This window comes from Bacillus marasmi (assembly GCF_902168435.1).
Classification (GTDB): Bacteria; Bacillota; Bacilli; order Bacillales; family Cytobacillaceae; genus Bacillus_BU; species Bacillus_BU marasmi.
This window is the reverse complement of the sequence record NZ_LR656168.1, coordinates 122,362-140,698: the sequence shown is the minus strand read 5'-3', so window position 1 is coordinate 140,698 and position 18,337 is coordinate 122,362. Positions and strand designations below refer to the sequence as shown.

Genomic DNA, 18,337 nt, shown 5'->3' with positions numbered 1-18,337 from the left:
ATTATGGTAGTATAGTTTGGTTAGCACAATGTTGTGTTGATATCGTATGAGCAACGAGGCTTTATAGTTGGAGAGTTTTAGTAACTTTCTTTCTGTAAAGCCTCTTTTTTATGGAATTTTTACATCTCCCAAAGTGATAGGGGTGACAATATTGAATCTATTAAACATGGTAAGAGAAGCTGGCGTCATTGGTGCAGGTGGAGCGGGATTTCCCACTCATGTAAAACTAGCAGCAAACGCAGAATATATCCTTCTTAACGCTGCTGAATGTGAACCGCTATTAAGAGTCGATCAGCAATTAATGGCGATGTATCCTGATGAAATAATTAAAGGCTTAGAAGCAGCGGGAAAACTTGTAGGTGCACGCCGGGCATTGATTGGCATTAAAGGTAAGCATAAAGAAGTGATTCCGTTACTGAAAGACCGGATTGCTGCAATGAAACTTAGTAGCTTCATTGAAATAAAAGAGCTCAAGGATATTTACCCGGCAGGTGACGAACAGGTTTTAGTATACGAGCTAACCGGGCGAGTTGTTCCTGAGGCAGGTATTCCGATACATGTAGGTTGCGTTGTTATCAATGCCGAAACTGCGTTAAATATTTATCACGCTTTACATAAACAATCTGTCACCGATACATATATCACCATTTCCGGCGATGTTCCTAAGCGCTTGACCGTCAAAATACCGGTAGGCACTCCAATTCTTGATGTGTTAAAGCTAAGCGGAGTCGATAACTTTGCTGATTATGCTGTCATTGATGGTGGACCAATGATGGGGCAAGTCCTTATGAATTTAGACGGATATGTTACGAAGAAATCAAAAGGGTTCATTATTTTAAAAAAACAGCATTACTTAATCAAAAGAAAAATGATTAACATTGACCAGGCAAGGAGAGTGAATCGTACTAGCTGTGAACAATGCCGTATGTGCACAGACCTCTGCCCTCGTTATTTGCTCGGTCATAATATGCAGCCCCATAAGATTATGAGAGTGACCAATTATAAATTGGATGATATTGAGGACCAGAAGATGGCTTACCTTTGCTGTCAGTGTAATTTATGTGATTTGTTTTCATGTCCAATTGGTCTTTATCCGCGGCTTGCAAATCTATATAGCAAAAATAAGTTAGCTAAAAACAATATTCGTTATACCTCGAATGGAACAAACTTTCACGCCCGAAAAAATCGTGAAAATCGGTTGATTCCAAGTGAACGTCTTATTGCTAGATTGGGATTAAGAGAATTTAATCGCCCGGCACCAATGACCGAGGCAGTGGTAGCTCCGAAGGTTGTTTATATTGCAAAAAGCCAGCATCTTGGGGCACCGGCTATTCCCGTTGTTTCAGTGGGCGAACATGTAAGTGTTGGGAAGTTAATTGGAAAAATCCCTGTGGACAGTTTAGGTGCGGCAATTCACGCAAGTATAACAGGGACTGTTGTGGAAATAGCTGATGATTTCATTGCTATAAGGAGGGATGATAATGTCTAAAGCAATCGGAATTGTAGAATTTGTCAGTATCGCTCGTGGGATATTTGTAGCAGATCAGATGGTTAAAGTTTCAGATGTTGAGATTGTGACTGCAAATGCTCATTGTCCAGGTAAGTACATTGCGATAGTACATGGTGATGTTGCAGCCGTTCAGGAATCCGTCAGTGTAGGTGAACGGCTCGCAGAAGAATATTTTGTAGATTGCATTATTATTCCTAACGTTAGTGCCGCCGTATTCCCTGCCCTAGCTGGAGCGACAATGCCAGATAAAATCGAGGCCTTGGGTATCATGGAGACTTTCTCTATCGCAACCATGATTTTAGGTGCTGATGCTATTCTAAAGGCTGCCAATGTCCAAGCACTTGAACTTCGTCTAGGAAATGGTTTAGGAGGTAAAGCGTATTTTACGTTTACCGGAGATGTTGCCGCAGTTGAATCAGGTGTTAAGGCAGGAAAAGCGATTGCACAAGAGAAGGGCTTCTTAGTAAATTCAGAAGTCATCCCCTCGCCTTCGCCTCAACTTATTCCGAGTTTACTCTAAGCCCTGGGCCCTGGGTACCCCATGCTAATTGCAAAGGAGAAAGGAAAATGGAAGAAATAACTTTCCGTACAAAAATCATTATGGGAGAAAATGCTCTAGACCGTTTAAAATCCTTCCAAAACGAAAAAATCATGATTGTTACAGATCCATTTATTGAAAAATCCGGCATTATCAAGGAAATCATTTGCAGAATTGATGGAAACAATAATTCATACATCATCTTTAATGAGATTATTCCTGATCCGCCAATTGAAACAGTCGCCATTGGGGTAAAAGTTCTTCAGCAGTTCTCGCCGAATATTATGATTGCAATAGGAGGGGGATCAGCAATAGATGCTGCTAAAGCGATCAAAGATTTTTCGGGAAAATTAAACCGAGATCAAGCAAGCTTGACCTTTATTGCGATTCCAACAACAAGTGGAACAGGATCTGAAGTAACATCTTTTTCAGTTATCACTGATAAAGATGCAGCAGTAAAATACCCGTTGGTAGCAGATTCCTTATTGCCAGATGAGGCAATTTTAGATTCGTCATTGGTTCAGTCCGTTCCGCCAGCTATTACAGCGGATACTGGAATGGACGTATTAACTCATGCTTTAGAGGCTTATGTATCAACAAAAGCAAATGATTTTTCCGATGCTTTTAGCGAAAAGGCCATCCAGCTCATATTCAAGTATTTACCAAGAGCGTACAGAGATGGCGATGACTTGGAGGCTAGAGAAAAAGTGCATCATGCTTCTTGTTTAGCTGGGCTTGCTTTTAACATGGTTGGACTAGGAATCAATCACAGCATCGCCCATGCATGTGGCGCTCAATTCAACATTCCCCATGGTAGAATGAATGCAATCCTACTTACAGCGGTCATTGACTATAATGCAGCGCTTCCAGATTTTAATGAACGGGGCAAACATTATACAAAAGCGGCAAAGAAATATGCCCATATTGCCAATATCATAGGTAGTCCATCTACCAATCCGCGTTCAGGAGTGAAAGGATTACAGGCCCAAATCACAAAAATATCAAATTTACTAAACATCCCTGAAAATCTAAAGAAATGCGGGGTTTCCAAGGAAAAATTACAGGGAGCAAAAGAAAGAATAATAGAGGCAGCCTTGAATGATGCTTGTACAAAAACAAATCCAAGATCACCTTCAAGTTTTGAAATTGAAAAAATATTAGATAAAATACAATAATTTCACAAAACGGTAATAAAGCATTGTGAAAAAAATGGAAGTATAGAGATATAATAAGGATAGCACAATGGCGTGCATCTTTTTGTTTGAGAGAGCAAGGGGGCTTAGAAGAGTAAAATTTTCTAAGGCCCCTTTTTGTTATTTTTCAATAATTTATCTCTACAGGAAAAAGGTGGATTTGTATGGAAGAGAAGGTGGGAAAAGAAAGAGTCATTCAGGAATATGTGCCTGGGAAACAAGTTACGTTAGCCCATATTATTGCCAATCCGAATGAAGAGATTTATAAGAAACTCGGACTTTTGAAAGCCAAGTCTGATGCCATTGGAATTTTAACCATTACACCGAGTGAAGCATCAATTATTGCTGCAGATATCGCAACAAAAGCAGGAAATGTAGAAATCGGGTTTGTTGATCGATTTAGCGGGTCAGTCGTTCTGACTGGAGATGTTTCATCGATAGAGTCTGCTTTAAACGAAGTGATTGCAGGTTTAGCAAATATATTAAAATTTTCAACAACCAATGTTACAAGAACATAGGTGGTTAGCATGAAAAGAATTATCTTAATTGGAAAAACAAGCTGCGGTAAAACAACCCTATGTCAAAAGTTTCATGGGGAATCGATAGAATATCAAAAGACCCAAGCTGTTAACACCTATGAGGATGCTATTGATACTCCGGGAGAATACATAGAAAATCGTTTTTATTATAAAGCGCTAGTCGTAACGGCAGCTGATGCTGATGTTATTGGCTTAGTACAGGATTGTACCGAGGAAGACAGTTTTTTTCCTCCGGCATTTGGATCTATTTTTCCAAAAACGACAATTGGAATTATTACAAAAAGTGATTTAGCAAAAACCGCTGATGATTTGGAACGTGCAAAACAGAATTTGCTCAATGCAGGTGCAGAGGAAATATTCATTACATCGGTAATGACGGGAGAAGGGATTGATGAGCTAAGGAGCTATTTAGAATTAGAACAGGAAGAAGTGCTCTAACATAATATACGGGGAGTGTACATATGGGAAAGCGAATTGTAATAGTCGATGACGAACCTATTACGAGAATGGATATAAACGATTTGCTCTGTGAAGCGGGCTACGAAGTTGTAGGGGAAGCTTCCGATGGATTCGAAGCAATAGATGTATGCCGAAAGTTTATTCCCGATCTGGTTATTATGGACATTAAAATGCCGGTACTAGATGGAATAAAGGCGAGTAAAATTATCCTACATGACAAACTTGCTAGTGGCATATTGCTACTTAGTGCATTTAATGATCGAGATTATATTCAACAAGCTGCAGAGATTGGCGCCCTTGGTTATTTGGTAAAGCCGTTAGATGAAAAATCTTTTGTTCCAACAATTGAAATGGCATTAGCCAAGGGGACAGAGTTTAAAAATCTAGAAAATGAATATAAAAAAGTATTCCAGAAGCTTGAAGACCGAAAAGCGGTTGATATAGCAAAAGGGCTATTAATGAAGGACAAAGGCATTTTGGAAGAGGAGGCGTATCATATGCTGAGAAAATTAAGCATGGACCGCCGCTGTTCAATAGGAGAGATTGCCCGAACAATCTTGATTATGTATGGATAAAAAGCAAAGAATCTCGATGCTTTGCCAAAAATATAGCTCCTTGACCGATGATGATATAAAAAGCATTACGAAAATGTCTGATGCTGTGGATTTAATGGTTAATACATTTGAATGTGATATTTTTATAGATGTACCATCACATCAAAAGGATGAAGCGATAGTAGTCTACCATGGGAAACCACAGGGGGTCTCAATGTACAAAGAATCCCCAGTCGGTGAAAAGGCCATGAGATTAAATGAACCTGGTGTGTGGCGAACAATGACAACTGGAGAGCATTCAAAAAATATTAAAGCAAAAACGCAGGAAAATCGATATGTTACGCAAAATATCTATCCGATTAGGAACAGAGAAAAAGTGATTGGAACTTTAATTACGGAAAGGGATATTAGCTTTGATATTGAGAAAAATTTCAATATAAATAACAAGAATCACGAATCTTTGCCATCAACATTAATGTCTATTAAGAGCCTAAATGATTATTTAGATGATGCCATCCTAATTTTTGACAAATACGGTATTCTCCAGTTTAAGAATGTCAAGGCGGATATCCTTTATAAAAGTTTAGGAATCATGGATGAAATTGAAGGTAAGCATTATTATGAATTAGCCTTTAATGACATGTCGTTTGAGCAGTTGATGGAAGACCAAACGCTTAACTTTGATCATGAGGTTAAAATAGGAAACTATTACTTCTTGATGAAAAAAGTATTAGTAGAAAAGACTGACGTTAAGGTTGCAATTATATTACGGGATATAACGCAGCTAAAAGACAAAGAAGCGGAAATAACCCTACAAACAGTGGCAATCCGCGAAATTCATCATAGGATTAAAAATAATTTACAAACAATTGCTTCACTTTTGCGGGTGCAGTCGCGGCGTAGTAACAATACGGAGGTAAAAGAAATATTAAGCGATAGCGTTAACCGGATTTTATCCATTGCTGCTACCCATGAATTATTGTCAAAACAATTGAGTGATGAAATAAACCTGAATGAAGTAATTCGTTTTGTACTGCAAAATCTGCAGAGAAGCTATTCGGATAATAACCAGATTGCTTTGCTTTTTAATGAGAAGGAAGAGTTCTTGATAGACAGCGATAAAGCTACTGTCATCGCGTTAATCATTAATGAATTAGTTCAAAACTGCTATGACCATGCTTTTGTCGGAAAAGAAAAAGGTGAGATTCAGGTTAAGGTTTCAAAGATGGAAAACAATGTTTCGATTTCAGTAATTGATGATGGAATTGGCTTTGCGTATAGTAATGAAGTGAAAAAAAGCTTTGGGATTTCCATTGTTGAAAGCTATGTAAAAGATAAATTAAAAGGGAAATTACTAGTACCAAAAGTTAACCGAGGTTCGACCATATCGTTCCAATTTCAACTCTAATCAAAACTAAATATTCTAGCAATGGCGCAATGACGCGTCGAATCTGAAAGCAATGAGGCTTAAGGCTATAGGTTAATTTCTAATTTTGGAAATGACTGTACCCTTAAGCCTTTTTGTTTTCTTATTCAAAAATAAAAAGGGATTGTCACCGCTAACAGTATAGGAGGTGAATAGATGAATGAAAAGATCTTAAGTGTTGGAATCGACATTGGCACATCTACAACTCAGCTCGTCTTATCGACTCTCACCATCGAAAATATGGCGTCGAGCTTTACGGTTCCAAGAATAGTCATTGTCGATAAGGAAGTCATCTATAAGAGCGAAATCATTTTTACGCCCATTCTAGCTGACAACAAAATCGACATGGCAAAAATAGAACAATTTGTTGGCGAGGAATATGCCAAGGCTGGGATAAAAAAATTTGATATACAAACTGGAGCAGTAATCATTACCGGTGAAACGGCGCGACGAGAAAATGCCAATGAAGTGCTCCAGGCTTTAAGCGGATTTGCCGGTGACTTTGTTGTCGCGACTGCAGGTCCAGATTTGGAAAGTATTATCGCCGCAAAAGGTGCGGGCGTCCATCTTTATTCAACGGACCATTCTACCTCGGTAATTAATATCGATATAGGTGGTGGTACAAGTAACCTGGCCTATTTCAACAAGGGTGATGTAGTGGATACAGGCTGCTTAGATATTGGTGGGAGGTTAATAAAAATTGAACCTCGTTCAAAGAAAGTAACCTATATCTCACCAAAAATAGCTGAACTTATCTCGTTGAAAAATTTAGAAATACATGTTGGGGATGTTGTTTCTGAGCAAACCCTTCAGCCAGTAATACAGGAACTAGTTCATTTAATTGAAGAAAGTGTTGGATTGGATACGCACTCCTTCTTTTACGAGCAAATTCTTACTCATAAAGGCCTGCAACAAGGGTTAAAGGCTAAGTACATATCATTTACGGGAGGTGTTGCCGATTACATTTACAGTCAACAAAGTGAAGACCCGTTCAAATTTGGTGATATTGGAATTTTGCTAGGCAAGGCAATTCGTCAGTCAAGGATTATGACCGAATTTATGGTCATTGAGCCGGAAGAAACGATTCGGGCAACCGTTGTAGGTGCAGGTTCTCATACAACGGAGATTAGTGGAAGCACGATTACTTATACATCCAATCTATTTCCTCTGAAAAATCTTCCAGTGATAAAGCTGGCAGAGGATGAGGAAAAATTAGATCCTATTAAATTCAGCTATGCAGTTAAACAAAAGCTAAACTGGTTCAAAACAGATGATCGATTGGAAAATGTTGCTGTTGCGTTTAAAGGGAAGAAAAATCCGAGTTTCCAAGAAATTCAGACTTACGGTGATAGCTTAATCACTGGTATGAACGAATTGCTTGTAAAAAAATATCCACTGGTCATTATTACCGAGCAAGATATGGCAAAGGTACTGGGTCAGACCATCTATACCAAGCTAGGTACACAAGAAAAAATTATTTGTATTGATGGAATCCATGTCGAAAATGGTGATTACATCGATATTGGTCATCCGGTTGCCGAAGGAAAAGTACTTCCAGTTGTCATTAAAACTTTGGTGTTCCATTAAAGGGATTGAGAGGAGGACTTCTTGTGATTTTAAAAACAAAACTGTTTGGCCGTACATACCAATTTAAGAGCATTAATGATGTCATGGCTAAGGCGAATGAGGAAAAATCAGGAGATAACTTAGCCCAAATAGCAGCAGAGTCTGCTGAAGAGAGAGTTGCAGCAAAGGTGGTGGTGTCCAACCTGACACTTGCCGACTTGCGCAACAATCCGGCTGTACCGTATGAAATGGATGAAGTAACGAGAGTCATTCAGGATGGTGTGAATGAAAAAATCTATAACGAAATTAAAAATTGGACCGTCCAGGAGTTTCGTGAGTGGATCCTAGATCAAAATACGACAGGTTCGATGATTAAGCGGGTTTCAAGAGGTTTAACTTCGGAAATGGTTTCTGCCGTGACTAAATTAATGTCGAATTTAGACTTGGTTTACGGCGCGAAAAAAATCCGTATATCAGCAACCTGTAACACTACGATTGGTTTGGAGGGAACGCTATCAGCTCGTCTGCAACCAAATCATCCAACGGATGACCCTGATGGAATTATCGCTTCAATTATGGAGGGATTATCATATGGTGTCGGTGACGCTGTTATTGGTTTAAATCCTGTTGATGATTCTGTTGAGAGTGTAGTCCGGCTGTTAAAGAAGTTTGATGAGTTTAAAAAGAAATGGGATGTCCCAACGCAAATCTGTATTCTTGCACATGTTACGACACAAATGGATGCGATTCGTAAGGGTGCTCCGACCGATTTGATTTTCCAATCCATTGCTGGTTCTGAAAAGGGAAATACTGCCTTTGGAATCACAGCAGATATGTTGGAGGAAGCTCGTCAATTAGCGCTAAAAGAAGGAACTGGAACTGGTCCGAACGTGATGTACTTCGAAACAGGACAAGGTTCAGAGTTATCTTCAAATGCGCATCACGGTGTAGACCAATTAACGATGGAAGCTCGCTGCTACGGATTTGCAAAGAAATTCGAGCCGTTCTTAGTGAACACAGTAGTTGGTTTTATTGGTCCAGAATTCCTGTATGATTCCAGACAAGTAATTCGTGCAGGGCTTGAAGACCACTTTATGGGTAAATTGACTGGTATTCCAATGGGCTGTGACGCTTGTTATACAAACCATATGAAAGCTGATCAAAATGATATAGAAAACTTGGCTGTCATGTTAGCGACTGCAGGGGTTAACTATTTCATGGGAATTCCTCATGGTGATGATGTCATGTTGAATTACCAATGCACTGGTTACCATGATACTCCATCATTAAGGGAATTACTTGGTGTAAGACCAATCAAAGAATTTGAAGAATGGATGCTGAAATTGGGCTTTATCGATCGTAATGGAAAGCTTACAGCTAAAGCTGGCGATGCATCTACATTCTTGATGTAAGGAAAGGAGGAAAATAACATGGAGAACGAACTTGAATTGAAATCCTTGATTCAATCGATTTTAAAAGAAATGGTTGGAGAGATAAAAGAGGAAAAACCTGCTGAAATGAAAGTAGGAACTGAGGACGGCTGTAGTTGTCCAGGTTGTGAAGATGGATTAATCGATGATATTACTGAGACCGATTTGAAAACGCAACTCCTTGTCCCAGAACCATTTGACCGTGAAGGTTATTTAAAAATGAAAGAAAAAACGCCAGCAAGAATTGGAGTATGGCGTGCAGGACCACGCTACAAAACGGTTACAAGTTTGCGTTTTAGAGCCGACCATGCTGCGGCCCAAGATGCGGTGTTTTCTGATGTACCGGATGAGTTCGTGAAGGAGCACGGGCTTATTCCGACACAAACGGTTTGCGGTAGCAAGGATGAATATTTAACAAGACCGGATCTTGGACGACAATTCTCACCTGAAGCTGTTCAAACCATGAAGGAAACCTTGGGCGAACCAAAGGTTCAATTGGTTGTCGGTGACGGTTTAAGCTCTGCAGCCATTGAAGCCAATATGGTGGACGCTCTTTCAGCAATAAAGCAGGGGTTAAAGGTATATGGAATCGCAACGGACCATGTCTTATTCGTAAAATACTGCCGCGTGCCAGCTATGGATGTAATTGGTGAAACAACGGACGCAGACGTAGTTTGTTTGTTGGTCGGTGAACGTCCTGGTCTAGTGACTGCGGAATCAATGAGTGCTTATATCGCCTATAAGCCAACAGTTGATATGCCTGAGGCAAGAAGAACGGTTGTATCCAACATTCATAAAGGTGGTACTTCCCCTGTTGAAGCGGGCGCTCATATCGCCGAAGTCATTAAAACCATGATTGATCGAAAAGCCTCTGGTATCGATTTAAAACGTGAGGGATAGGAGGAGAAATTGATGAAGCACGAACCACTAAAAGCTGCCGTATTAAGTGTGAAAATCATTTCCAATGTCAGTCCGGATATGGCGGTACAAATGAATCTTAAGCCACATCAAAAAAGCTTAGGTTTGATTACCTCTGATTGTGATGATGTGACATATACAGCATTGGATGAAGCTACAAAGGCTGCTGATGTTGATGTTGTATATGCTAAATCGTTTTATGCCGGTGCAGCCAATGCTTCAACGAAATTAGCAGGTGAGGTCATTGGGATTCTTGCAGGACCAAGTCCGGCTGAAGTGAGAAGCGGTGTTAATGCAGCGGTTGATTTTATCGAAAATGGTGCGAATTTTGTCAGTGCTAATGATGATAATTCAGTTCCATATTATGCACATTGCATTTCGAGAACGGGTTCTTATTTATCAGAGGTAGCAGGAATTCCAGAAGGCGAAGCAATTGCTTATTTAATTGCACCGCCCCTTGAAGCGATGTATGGACTTGATGCAGCACTCAAAGCAGCAGATGTTCGAATTGCAGCATTTTACGGTCCTCCTTCAGAAACCAACTTTGGCGGCGGCTTACTGACAGGAAGCCAATCAGCATGTAAGGCAGCATGTGATGCATTTGCAGCAGCAGTCCAATTTGTCGCAGAAAATCCAACGAATTTTTAGGAATAAGCGATGAAAACGGCTGCCCTCGGGCTAATTGAAGTAAAAGGCTATGTCGGAGCAATCGAAGCTGCCGATGCTGCTCTCAAAGCTGCCAATGTAACATTAATAAAATTAGAAAGAATTCGAAGCGGACTAGTTACGGTGCTCTTGTCTGGCGATGTTGGAGCGATAAAAGCTGCGGTCGATGCTGGGAAAGAAGCTGCTAAAAAATGTGGCACCCTCATTTCGACGCATGTCATTGCCAGGCCGCATGAGGAAACGACGAAGGTGTTGGTACAACCAAAGGTGGACGAAGTTCCTGCTGTTGAGCTCGAGACCGAAGTCACAGTCGCCGTCGAACCTCATACTGAAATCGTAACCGGAATCGAAACGGATTCAGAAGCTGTGTCCGAAGCTGATATTGAGTTGATATACGATCCTATACCAGCGGAGGAACTAATTCTTGAAGAGGACACACACCTCGACAGGGAAGTCTTTGATGCTGATGAACTTGAAGGGAAAAAGGTTGAAGAGTTGAGGAAACTCGCTCGAAAACTGCACATAAAAAATGTGAAACCCAATGAAATAAAATATGGGCGAAAAGAATTTTTGATACAACTACTTACTGATTACAGTCGAGAGGGGGCAAGTGAATGATTGTCGCAGATAAAGACTTGCGCTCGATACAAGAGGCTCGGAACTTAATAGCTAAAGCCAAGGTGGCTCAAAAAATATTAACTGAATTCAGTCAAAGCCAATTAGATACTATCGTGAAAGCAATTGCTGATGCGGGAGTAGAAAACAGCGAAAAGCTAGCTAAGCTTGCTGCCGTTGAAACGGGCTTTGGCAATTGGGAAGACAAAGTATTAAAGAATCTTTTTGCTTCCCAAACCGTCTACGATTCAATTAAAGATTTAAAGACTGTGGGAATTTTAGCAGAAGATGAGCAGCAAAAAATAATGGAGGTTGGCGTACCACTTGGGGTGATTACCGCCTTAATCCCGTCAACAAATCCAACGTCAACCACTATTTTTAAAGCGTTGATTGCAATTAAAGCAGGGAATGCGATTATTTTTTCGCCCCATCCAACAGCGCTAAATTGCACATTGGAAGCGGTTCGAATCCTAAAAGAGGCAGCAATAAAAGCAGGCTGCCCGGAAGATGCGATTAGTGTCTTAACGAACCCAACTTTAGAGGGCACCGATACATTAATGAAGGGTAAGGATATTGCTTTAATTTTAGCAACAGGCGGTTCGGGAATGGTAAAAGCAGCTTATTCCTCTGGGACACCAGCAATCGGTGTTGGTCCGGGAAATGCACCTGCGTTTATCGAAAGGAGTGCCAATATTCCTCTAGCAGTTAAGCGGATTTTTGACTCGAAAACCTTCGATAATGGTGTGATTTGCGCATCAGAGCAATCGATTGTGGTGGAGGAATGCATCCGTGAACAGGTTATCGAGGAATGTGTGAAACAAGGTGGCTATTTTCTATCAAGCCATGAAAGTAAGATATTAGAGAAGTTCATTATGAGAGCGAATGGCACCATGAATCCAGCGATTGTTGGCAAAACGGTGGAGCAAATTGCTAAATTAGCAGAATTAGAGATTCCGGCTGGCACTAGAGTCTTGATTGCTGAAGAAACGAGAGTAGGCAAGGATGTTCCGTACTCGCGGGAAAAACTTGCACCAATCCTAGCTTTCTATACTGAAAAGAACTGGGAAACTGCTTGTCATAAGTGTATCGAGATTCTATTTAATGAAGGCGCTGGGCACACGCTAATCATTCACTCGGAAAATAAAGATGTTATTAGAGAATTTGCCTTGAAAAAGCCGGTATCCAGATTATTAATTAATACTCCTGGGGCACTCGGTGGCATTGGGGCGACGACTAACCTAGTTCCATCGCTTACATTAGGCTGCGGAGCCATTGGTGGAGGTTCTACTTCTGATAATATTGGTCCGCTTAATTTGATTAATATTCGCCGAATCGCCTATGGCGTGAAGGAACTTGAGGAGTTAAGGGATACAAAGGCAATAGTCAAGCCGAATGTAGAATTGAGCAGTCAAAAGGAATTAATCGAAACGATTATTAAACAGGTATTAGCGCAATTAAAATAACCCTAAGTAAGAAGAGGTAGGATTATAGATTTGATTATTTTCCTAGACTCTTCGATATCATTACTAAAAAAATATTGATTTTATGAGGAGGAAATGAAAATGGCAAGCACAAACGCATTAGGAATGGTTGAAACTAGAGGTTTAGTTGGAGCAATTGAAGCAGCAGATGCAATGGTAAAAGCAGCAAACGTTACTTTAGTTGGAAAAGAGCAAATCGGTGCAGGATTAGTGACTGTGATGGTTCGCGGTGATGTAGGTGCTGTCAAAGCAGCTACAGATGCTGGGGCTGCAGCAGCAGAACGCGTCGGAGAATTAGTTTCTGTTCATGTCATTCCTCGTCCACATGCAGAAGTTGATGCGATTTTACCTAAGGGTGAATAAAAGTAGGATAGGATGGAGTAGGGCTGCTTACGTGTGTAGGAATAACGATATCGGAAATCTAGTATTCGCTTAATAAAAGCGTGGGTCATTTATCTAAAGCAGCCTTATTCATGTGAAGGAAGTGACAAATATGGCACTGTTAACAGAGGGTGAAATTCGTAATCTCTTAAAAGGAAAAGACTTAAAGTCTGTTAATGTTCTGGAAATCCAAAAAGGGACGATTGTTACACCATCTGCTAAAGGTTTTTTAACCGATCACCAAATTCAATTGAAATACATCGAACCTGGACAGAAACCAGAGGAAGGTACTCCGGTTACGACAAGTGAAGACAAAAAGAAGCGGTCCCACTATCGGTACACGACCTTGTTTGGGGGATATCTGGATGAGAAGCCGGAACATATGACCTCTCTCTATGGAAATGTGCTCGTCTTTAAGGATCATAAGCGAATTGTTTTTCGAGGAAAACTTGATTCATTTGAGTCAAGGTTACTTGAAACGCAAATTACAGCTGAAAAATTGGGGCATACGAAGCTTGTTGCCGACCTGCAGGAGGTTCTGCTGTTTATCAGAAATCTATTAAGATGCGAGGTTCTCGGCGAAAAGGTGGGAGAGTTTACACTACTAAAAATGTCTCCAGCAGATCTAAGGGAAATGTCCCATCATCCGGAAAAATATTTTGGTACGGGTCATTTTACCCCTGATTACAGTATGGGTGAGGTTGTAGTATGCTTAAATGCTTTGCGGAGTGGAGCCAGAGAGGTTGAATTGGCCGCGTACGAGGCTTTTAAACTTCCTGATGGTGATGCTGACCGAGGCGATATTATTTTAGCATTAAACCGTTTATCCTCCTTAATTTATATTATGATGTTCAAATTTAGGGTTGGTCATTATAAATCTTAATTGTTAGGAGGGGATGGTGATTGTTTGATGCGAAAATAAATCAGTTTATGGATATTTTAACTGAGCGGATTTTTAAAGAGTTTATTGAAGTAGAAGCATCAGGTCGGCATGTTCATCTAAGTAGAAAGGCTATAGACCAATTGTTTGGTAAAGGATACTTGTTAACAAAAGACCGTGACTTATCACAACCAGGGCAATTTGTTTGCAGAGAAAGGGTAACCGTTATCGGACCTAAAGGAAGGCTTGAGAATGTTGTGATTTTAGGTCCGGAACGAGGCGAAACCCAGGTCGAGGTGTCATTGACAGATTCTATTACACTTGGTTTATCGGCTCCCGTCCGTGAAAGTGGCAATCTCTCTGGGACACCAGCTGTAAAAATAGCCACTGCTTTAAGTGAATTAGACCTACCGTTTGGAGTGATTGTGGCAAAAAGGCATATTCATATGACTCCAGAAGCTGCTTTCCGCTTTAATGTTAAGGATAAAGAAATTGTGAGCGTGCAAGTATTTGGAAATCGACCGCTCATTTTTGATGATGTTTTGGTAAGAGTTAGCGACAAATTCCAAACCTATATGCATATCGATTATGATGAAGCAAATGCTTGTGGTTTTGAGAAAGGTACTTTAGGGCGAATCAAGAAAAAAGGTACCTAGAGGTGATGATTTATGGATTTGGATGGATTAGTTGAGCTAGTTTATCAAGAGATTGTGCAAAAGATGGTAAACAGTTTCCCTCATGTTTGTATCATGTCAGATACGAAAGAACATGAGTTGGAAAAGATATTAGTAGATTCCTATCAGCTTCATTATTTTTCAGAAAAGAATAAAATGAAATATTTTGAGTTGATTGTGATTCCGCATTTAACGGTTACGATGCTCGCAAATTTAGCCAATGGAATCGGTGCAACAGACGAAGAACAGTTTGTGCTCTCTAACATGTTACAAGGTAAAAGAGTCGTTGTTCTCCAGGATGGAGTTGAATACCGCGACTATAAGGGCAGCTCGCCTGTGTTGCTTTACAAGCTGTATGAAGAGTACGAGCGAAAATTAAAGGGCTATAGCGTACTGTTTTTGCAGAAGGATGAGGTATTGGAGAAACGAGAATTACATATTTCAGAAGCTCCCGTTGTAGCTGCTGAAGCGGTGGTAGACAGCACTCGAATCCTATCTCAGTCCTTTTCGCTTCAAAAAAAGCTAATATCTGAGGCTGATTTACAGAAATTGTATCTTCAAAATATTAAAGAGATTACTGTTGGGAAAAAATGCATTATTACTCCACTTGCACAGGACTTTGTCCGTACCCATCAAATAACAATTATTAGGGAAAGAGGGAATTCATAATGATTGTCGGCAAAGTAGTCGGGAGCTTATGGGCAACGAGAAAAGACGAAAAATTAAACGGGTTAAAATTTTTAGTGATTGAACCTCTTTATAAAAAAGACGGAGCAAATGACTATTTTGTTGCAGCCGATAATGCCGGTGCTGGAGTCAGTGACACGGTTCTAGTTACAACTGGTGGAGGTGCGAGGGCATCATTGGAAAATCCTCAGCTTCCTGTTGACGCTGTTGTTGTAGGTGTGGTGGATTCCATCGATATTGAAGAGGATTAATTTCAGAAAATGCCTCGAGAAACGACATGATGTCAGGTAAAGGGTTCCTGGAAAATTCCGTATAGGAGGAAACCGATCATGAGTGTTAATGAAATTATTTTGTACTTAATGGTTATTTTTATGGTTCTTGGTGCATTAGATAAGAGTTTTAAAAATAAATTTGGCTTCGGTGACAAGTTTGATGAAGGTGTAATGGCAATGGGTTCTTTAACCTTGGCCATGGTCGGAATCATTGTTGTTGCCCCGGTGTTAGCGGATTTATTAAGTCCGGTTATAGTACCGATTTATAGTGCTTTAGGTGCCGACCCTTCGATGTTTGCGACAACTTTGTTAGCGATTGATATGGGTGGCTTCCAGTTAGCTGAAGAAATGGCTGAAACCGCGGACGCAGGTTTATTCTCAGGGGTTATTTTAGGATCAATGATGGGACCTACCATCGTATTCTCCATTCCTGTTGCATTAGGAATTATCGAGAAAAAGGATCATCGCTTCTTAGCGACTGGAATATTAGCAGGGATGATTACTATTCCAATTGGCTGTTTAGTCGGGGGCTTAGTTTCCGGTTTTTCAATTGGAATGGTTCTGAAAAACCTTATTCCGATTATCTTAGTATCCGCATTAATTTGTGTAGGTTTATGGAAAATTCCGGAAAAAATGATCAAAGGGTTCACAATATTTGGTCATGGGGTTGTGGTTGTGGCAACACTTGGACTCGCCGTTGGGATTGTTCATACATTAACAGATATAACGATTATTCCTGGTACGGCTACGATTGAGGAAGGGGTTCAGGTTGTAGGAAGTATTGCGATTGTATTAGCAGGTGCTTATGTAATGGTTGATATCATCACTAAGGTGTTTAAAAAGCCATTGCTACAACTTGGGAAACTACTTGGTATGAATGAGATAGCGGCAGCAGGTATGGTGGCTACTTTAGCTAACAATATTCCAATGTTTGCGATGATGAAAGACATGGATGACCGTGGAAAAATCATTAACGTTGCGTTCTGTGTATCAGCGGCCTTCGTTTTTGGTGACCATTTAGGATTTACGGCTGGGGTTGCTAAAGATATGATTTTCCCAATGATTGTCGGTAAGTTAGTCGGTGGTGTAACTGCCATTTTTGTTGCAATATTTATTGCTAACCGGATGTTAGGAAAGACAGCAACTGAAAACAAGGGCGGAGATGAGAAACTTGCAAAAGCTAACTAAAGCATCATTGGAGGAGTTGATTAGAACCGTCATCGCCGAGCAGCTTCAGAATTTCGCCGGTGATGATCCTCATAAAACAGTTGGTCCTAATGGAGTGACTTCGGTGCGTTTGCCATTGCTAAAGGTGAGCGAGGAGGATCGTCTCGATACTGGTGAGAAAGAGGATGTCGTGTATACAAAGGATTTGTTTACACTTGAAGAAAGTCCCAGATTAGGTTGCGGCTTAATGGAGATGAAGGAGACGACCTTTGACTGGACATTAAACTATGATGAAATCGATTATGTAATTGAAGGACATCTAGATATCATTATAGATGGGAGAATAATAAGGGCAGATAAAGGGGAAGTAATTCTTATACCAGCGGGAAGTAGAATACAATTTTCTGTCCCAGAGTTTGCTAGATTTCTCTATGTAACCTATCCAGCTGACTGGGCCAATCAGGCCTAGTAAATATAATGATAGGCAAAAAAAGCTCAAACCTTAAACTTAAAGGAATGAGCTTTTTATTATTCGACAAAATTCGGGTGGTGACAGGCACTTTATTTTTTTACTACTGAAAAACTATGTTCTTTTACACCTTCAATAGAGTTTACTACGTTTTCGTAACCAAGACCTTCTAGTTGCTTCTGAACCTCAGCACTCTTAGTTCCTGTATTACAATATTGAGCGCTTGTTTTGTCTTTTGGTAATTTATTAAGGTTCTTTTCTACTTCATTAAAAGGAACATTGATTGCTCCCTTGATCATTCCTTCTTCACTAGCTTGCTTGGCTTCCCGTACATCTACTACAACGACATCTTTATCTTCATCGATAAGCTTTTGGAAGTTAGCTCCTCGAACATCGTCATACTTCACTAAATCGTATTCGAATTTCTTAACTCCTGTAGTGTTAGTAACATCCTTAAACCCATTGTTTACAAGGATTTCAGCAACCTGTCCGCTTTTGTTACCAGAACTACAATATAGGATAACAGGGAAATTTTTTTTGTCTTCAATTTCACTTAATCTATTTTCAAAACCATCAATATTGATGTTGATAGCATGTTGAATATGTCCAGCTTTATATTCTTCGGGAGAACGAACATCAATAATGAGGACGTTGTCTTTATCTTTTCCTGAGTTATGTTTTACTAGTTCCTCACCAGACATCGTTTTGATTTCGGCAACTTTATAACTTCTGTTGATTTTATTTCACTTGATGTATCAGCTTCCTTAGCCTTGTCATCTGAACATCCTACAACTAATGCCATTAAGAAACCGATTAATAATACACTGATTAACGCATTACCTTTGTTTTTCACATTTTCTTCCTTTTTATTATGCCAATAAAATATAACATGATAGATAATCTCGAACAAAT

General features: G+C 40.0%; 20 protein-coding genes and 1 pseudogene. 20 read left to right on the top strand and 1 reads right to left on the bottom strand.

Going from position 1 to position 18,337, the window contains the following annotated elements; translation table 11 throughout:
- The first annotated feature begins 151 nt into the window (after window positions 1–151).
- The 20 genes and pseudogenes from FXW34_RS08190 to FXW34_RS08095 all read left to right on the top strand — a co-directional run bounded on the left by FXW34_RS08190 (window position 152) and on the right by FXW34_RS08095 (window position 17,425).
- The gene (locus FXW34_RS08190) at window positions 152–1,489 is read left to right on the top strand and encodes a 4Fe-4S dicluster domain-containing protein (RefSeq protein ID WP_147533488.1); all 1,338 of its coding nucleotides are present in this window, start codon (window positions 152–154) and stop codon (window positions 1,487–1,489) included.
- A complete protein-coding gene (locus tag FXW34_RS08185) occupies window positions 1,482–2,030 on the top strand; it encodes a BMC domain-containing protein (RefSeq protein WP_147533487.1) in 549 nt (182 codons plus the stop codon). The genes FXW34_RS08190 and FXW34_RS08185 overlap by 8 nt, the downstream gene beginning before the upstream one ends.
- 47 nt (window positions 2,031–2,077) lie before the next feature.
- Complete coding sequence (locus FXW34_RS08180; protein WP_147533486.1) at window positions 2,078–3,223, top strand: 1-propanol dehydrogenase PduQ; 1,146 nt, start codon at window positions 2,078–2,080, stop codon at window positions 3,221–3,223.
- A gap of 182 nt (window positions 3,224–3,405) precedes the next feature.
- Window positions 3,406–3,759: an ethanolamine utilization microcompartment protein EutS gene (gene eutS, locus FXW34_RS08175; RefSeq protein ID WP_147533485.1), complete on the top strand. Its 354-nt coding sequence runs from the start codon at window positions 3,406–3,408 to the stop codon at window positions 3,757–3,759.
- Window positions 3,760–3,768: 9 nt separating this feature from the next.
- The gene (locus FXW34_RS08170; protein WP_147533484.1) at window positions 3,769–4,218 is read left to right on the top strand and encodes a EutP/PduV family microcompartment system protein; all 450 of its coding nucleotides are present in this window, start codon (window positions 3,769–3,771) and stop codon (window positions 4,216–4,218) included.
- A gap of 23 nt (window positions 4,219–4,241) precedes the next feature.
- The gene (locus FXW34_RS08165) at window positions 4,242–4,814 is read left to right on the top strand and encodes an ANTAR domain-containing response regulator (protein WP_147533483.1); all 573 of its coding nucleotides are present in this window, start codon (window positions 4,242–4,244) and stop codon (window positions 4,812–4,814) included.
- Window positions 4,807–6,201 (top strand): sensor histidine kinase, encoded by a 1,395-nt coding sequence (locus FXW34_RS08160; RefSeq protein ID WP_147533482.1) that lies wholly within the window; start codon window positions 4,807–4,809, stop codon window positions 6,199–6,201. Before FXW34_RS08165 ends, FXW34_RS08160 begins: the two co-directional genes overlap by 8 nt.
- Window positions 6,202–6,375: 174 nt before the next feature.
- Complete coding sequence (gene eutA, locus FXW34_RS08155) at window positions 6,376–7,806, top strand: ethanolamine ammonia-lyase reactivating factor EutA (RefSeq protein ID WP_147533481.1); 1,431 nt, start codon at window positions 6,376–6,378, stop codon at window positions 7,804–7,806.
- Window positions 7,807–7,829: 23 nt separating this feature from the next.
- Entirely contained in the window at window positions 7,830–9,197 is a 1,368-nt protein-coding gene (locus FXW34_RS08150) for an ethanolamine ammonia-lyase subunit EutB (protein ID WP_147533480.1), read from the top strand.
- 18 nt (window positions 9,198–9,215) lie between these two features.
- Window positions 9,216–10,115 carry an ethanolamine ammonia-lyase subunit EutC gene (eutC, locus tag FXW34_RS08145; protein WP_147533479.1) on the top strand — a complete coding sequence of 300 codons (900 nt, stop codon included), beginning with the start codon at window positions 9,216–9,218 and terminating at the stop codon, window positions 10,113–10,115.
- Between the two features lie 12 nt (window positions 10,116–10,127).
- Window positions 10,128–10,781 (top strand): ethanolamine utilization microcompartment protein EutL, encoded by a 654-nt coding sequence (gene eutL / locus FXW34_RS08140; protein ID WP_147533478.1) that lies wholly within the window; start codon window positions 10,128–10,130, stop codon window positions 10,779–10,781.
- Between the two features lie 9 nt (window positions 10,782–10,790).
- Window positions 10,791–11,075, top strand: a pseudogene (locus FXW34_RS23320) (BMC domain-containing protein); the annotation flags it as partial.
- 338 nt (window positions 11,076–11,413) lie between these two features.
- Entirely contained in the window at window positions 11,414–12,877 is a 1,464-nt protein-coding gene (locus FXW34_RS08130; protein ID WP_147533476.1) for an acetaldehyde dehydrogenase (acetylating), read from the top strand.
- Window positions 12,878–12,976: 99 nt separating this feature from the next.
- Window positions 12,977–13,258, top strand: a complete 282-nt coding sequence (gene eutM, locus FXW34_RS08125) for an ethanolamine utilization microcompartment protein EutM (protein ID WP_147533475.1) — start codon at window positions 12,977–12,979, stop codon at window positions 13,256–13,258.
- Between the two features lie 130 nt (window positions 13,259–13,388).
- Window positions 13,389–14,159 carry a cobalamin adenosyltransferase gene (locus FXW34_RS08120; protein ID WP_147533474.1) on the top strand — a complete coding sequence of 257 codons (771 nt, stop codon included), beginning with the start codon at window positions 13,389–13,391 and terminating at the stop codon, window positions 14,157–14,159.
- A gap of 47 nt (window positions 14,160–14,206) precedes the next feature.
- Window positions 14,207–14,812 carry a phosphate propanoyltransferase gene (gene pduL, locus FXW34_RS08115; RefSeq protein ID WP_147533637.1) on the top strand — a complete coding sequence of 202 codons (606 nt, stop codon included), beginning with the start codon at window positions 14,207–14,209 and terminating at the stop codon, window positions 14,810–14,812.
- Between the two features lie 12 nt (window positions 14,813–14,824).
- Window positions 14,825–15,499: a hypothetical protein gene (locus tag FXW34_RS08110; RefSeq protein ID WP_147533473.1), complete on the top strand. Its 675-nt coding sequence runs from the start codon at window positions 14,825–14,827 to the stop codon at window positions 15,497–15,499.
- Window positions 15,499–15,768, top strand: coding sequence for a EutN/CcmL family microcompartment protein (locus FXW34_RS08105; protein ID WP_147533472.1), 270 nt, complete (start codon window positions 15,499–15,501; stop codon window positions 15,766–15,768). Before FXW34_RS08110 ends, FXW34_RS08105 begins: the two co-directional genes overlap by 1 nt.
- Before the next feature lie 78 nt (window positions 15,769–15,846).
- Window positions 15,847–16,977, top strand: coding sequence for an ethanolamine utilization protein EutH (gene eutH / locus FXW34_RS08100; protein ID WP_147533471.1), 1,131 nt, complete (start codon window positions 15,847–15,849; stop codon window positions 16,975–16,977).
- A gap of 31 nt (window positions 16,978–17,008) precedes the next feature.
- Window positions 17,009–17,425: a cupin domain-containing protein gene (locus tag FXW34_RS08095; RefSeq protein ID WP_425457413.1), complete on the top strand. Its 417-nt coding sequence runs from the start codon at window positions 17,009–17,011 to the stop codon at window positions 17,423–17,425.
- 92 nt (window positions 17,426–17,517) lie between these two features.
- Here the strand turns inward: FXW34_RS08095 and FXW34_RS08090 are convergent, their stop codons facing one another.
- Window positions 17,518–18,126 carry a rhodanese-like domain-containing protein gene (locus tag FXW34_RS08090; RefSeq protein WP_147533469.1) on the bottom strand — a complete coding sequence of 203 codons (609 nt, stop codon included), beginning with the start codon at window positions 18,124–18,126 and terminating at the stop codon, window positions 17,518–17,520.
- Between the last annotated feature and the right edge of the window lie 211 nt (window positions 18,127–18,337).

Coding starts and splice junctions, on each gene's coding strand:
- FXW34_RS08130 (WP_147533476.1), top strand. CDS start 11,414: ATGATTGTCGCAGATAAAGACTTGCGCTCGATACAAGAGGCTCGGAAC.
- eutC (WP_147533479.1), top strand. CDS start 9,216: ATGGAGAACGAACTTGAATTGAAATCCTTGATTCAATCGATTTTAAAA.
- eutS (WP_147533485.1), top strand. CDS start 3,406: ATGGAAGAGAAGGTGGGAAAAGAAAGAGTCATTCAGGAATATGTGCCT.
- FXW34_RS08185 (WP_147533487.1), top strand. CDS start 1,482: ATGTCTAAAGCAATCGGAATTGTAGAATTTGTCAGTATCGCTCGTGGG.
- FXW34_RS08165 (WP_147533483.1), top strand. CDS start 4,242: ATGGGAAAGCGAATTGTAATAGTCGATGACGAACCTATTACGAGAATG.
- eutA (WP_147533481.1), top strand. CDS start 6,376: ATGAATGAAAAGATCTTAAGTGTTGGAATCGACATTGGCACATCTACA.
- FXW34_RS08120 (WP_147533474.1), top strand. CDS start 13,389: ATGGCACTGTTAACAGAGGGTGAAATTCGTAATCTCTTAAAAGGAAAA.
- FXW34_RS08110 (WP_147533473.1), top strand. CDS start 14,825: ATGGATTTGGATGGATTAGTTGAGCTAGTTTATCAAGAGATTGTGCAA.
- FXW34_RS08105 (WP_147533472.1), top strand. CDS start 15,499: ATGATTGTCGGCAAAGTAGTCGGGAGCTTATGGGCAACGAGAAAAGAC.
- FXW34_RS08180 (WP_147533486.1), top strand. CDS start 2,078: ATGGAAGAAATAACTTTCCGTACAAAAATCATTATGGGAGAAAATGCT.
- eutH (WP_147533471.1), top strand. CDS start 15,847: ATGAGTGTTAATGAAATTATTTTGTACTTAATGGTTATTTTTATGGTT.
- eutM (WP_147533475.1), top strand. CDS start 12,977: ATGGCAAGCACAAACGCATTAGGAATGGTTGAAACTAGAGGTTTAGTT.
- pduL (WP_147533637.1), top strand. CDS start 14,207: ATGGATATTTTAACTGAGCGGATTTTTAAAGAGTTTATTGAAGTAGAA.
- FXW34_RS08160 (WP_147533482.1), top strand. CDS start 4,807: ATGGATAAAAAGCAAAGAATCTCGATGCTTTGCCAAAAATATAGCTCC.
- eutL (WP_147533478.1), top strand. CDS start 10,128: ATGAAGCACGAACCACTAAAAGCTGCCGTATTAAGTGTGAAAATCATT.
- FXW34_RS08090 (WP_147533469.1), bottom strand. CDS start 18,126: ATGTCTGGTGAGGAACTAGTAAAACATAACTCAGGAAAAGATAAAGAC.
- FXW34_RS08170 (WP_147533484.1), top strand. CDS start 3,769: ATGAAAAGAATTATCTTAATTGGAAAAACAAGCTGCGGTAAAACAACC.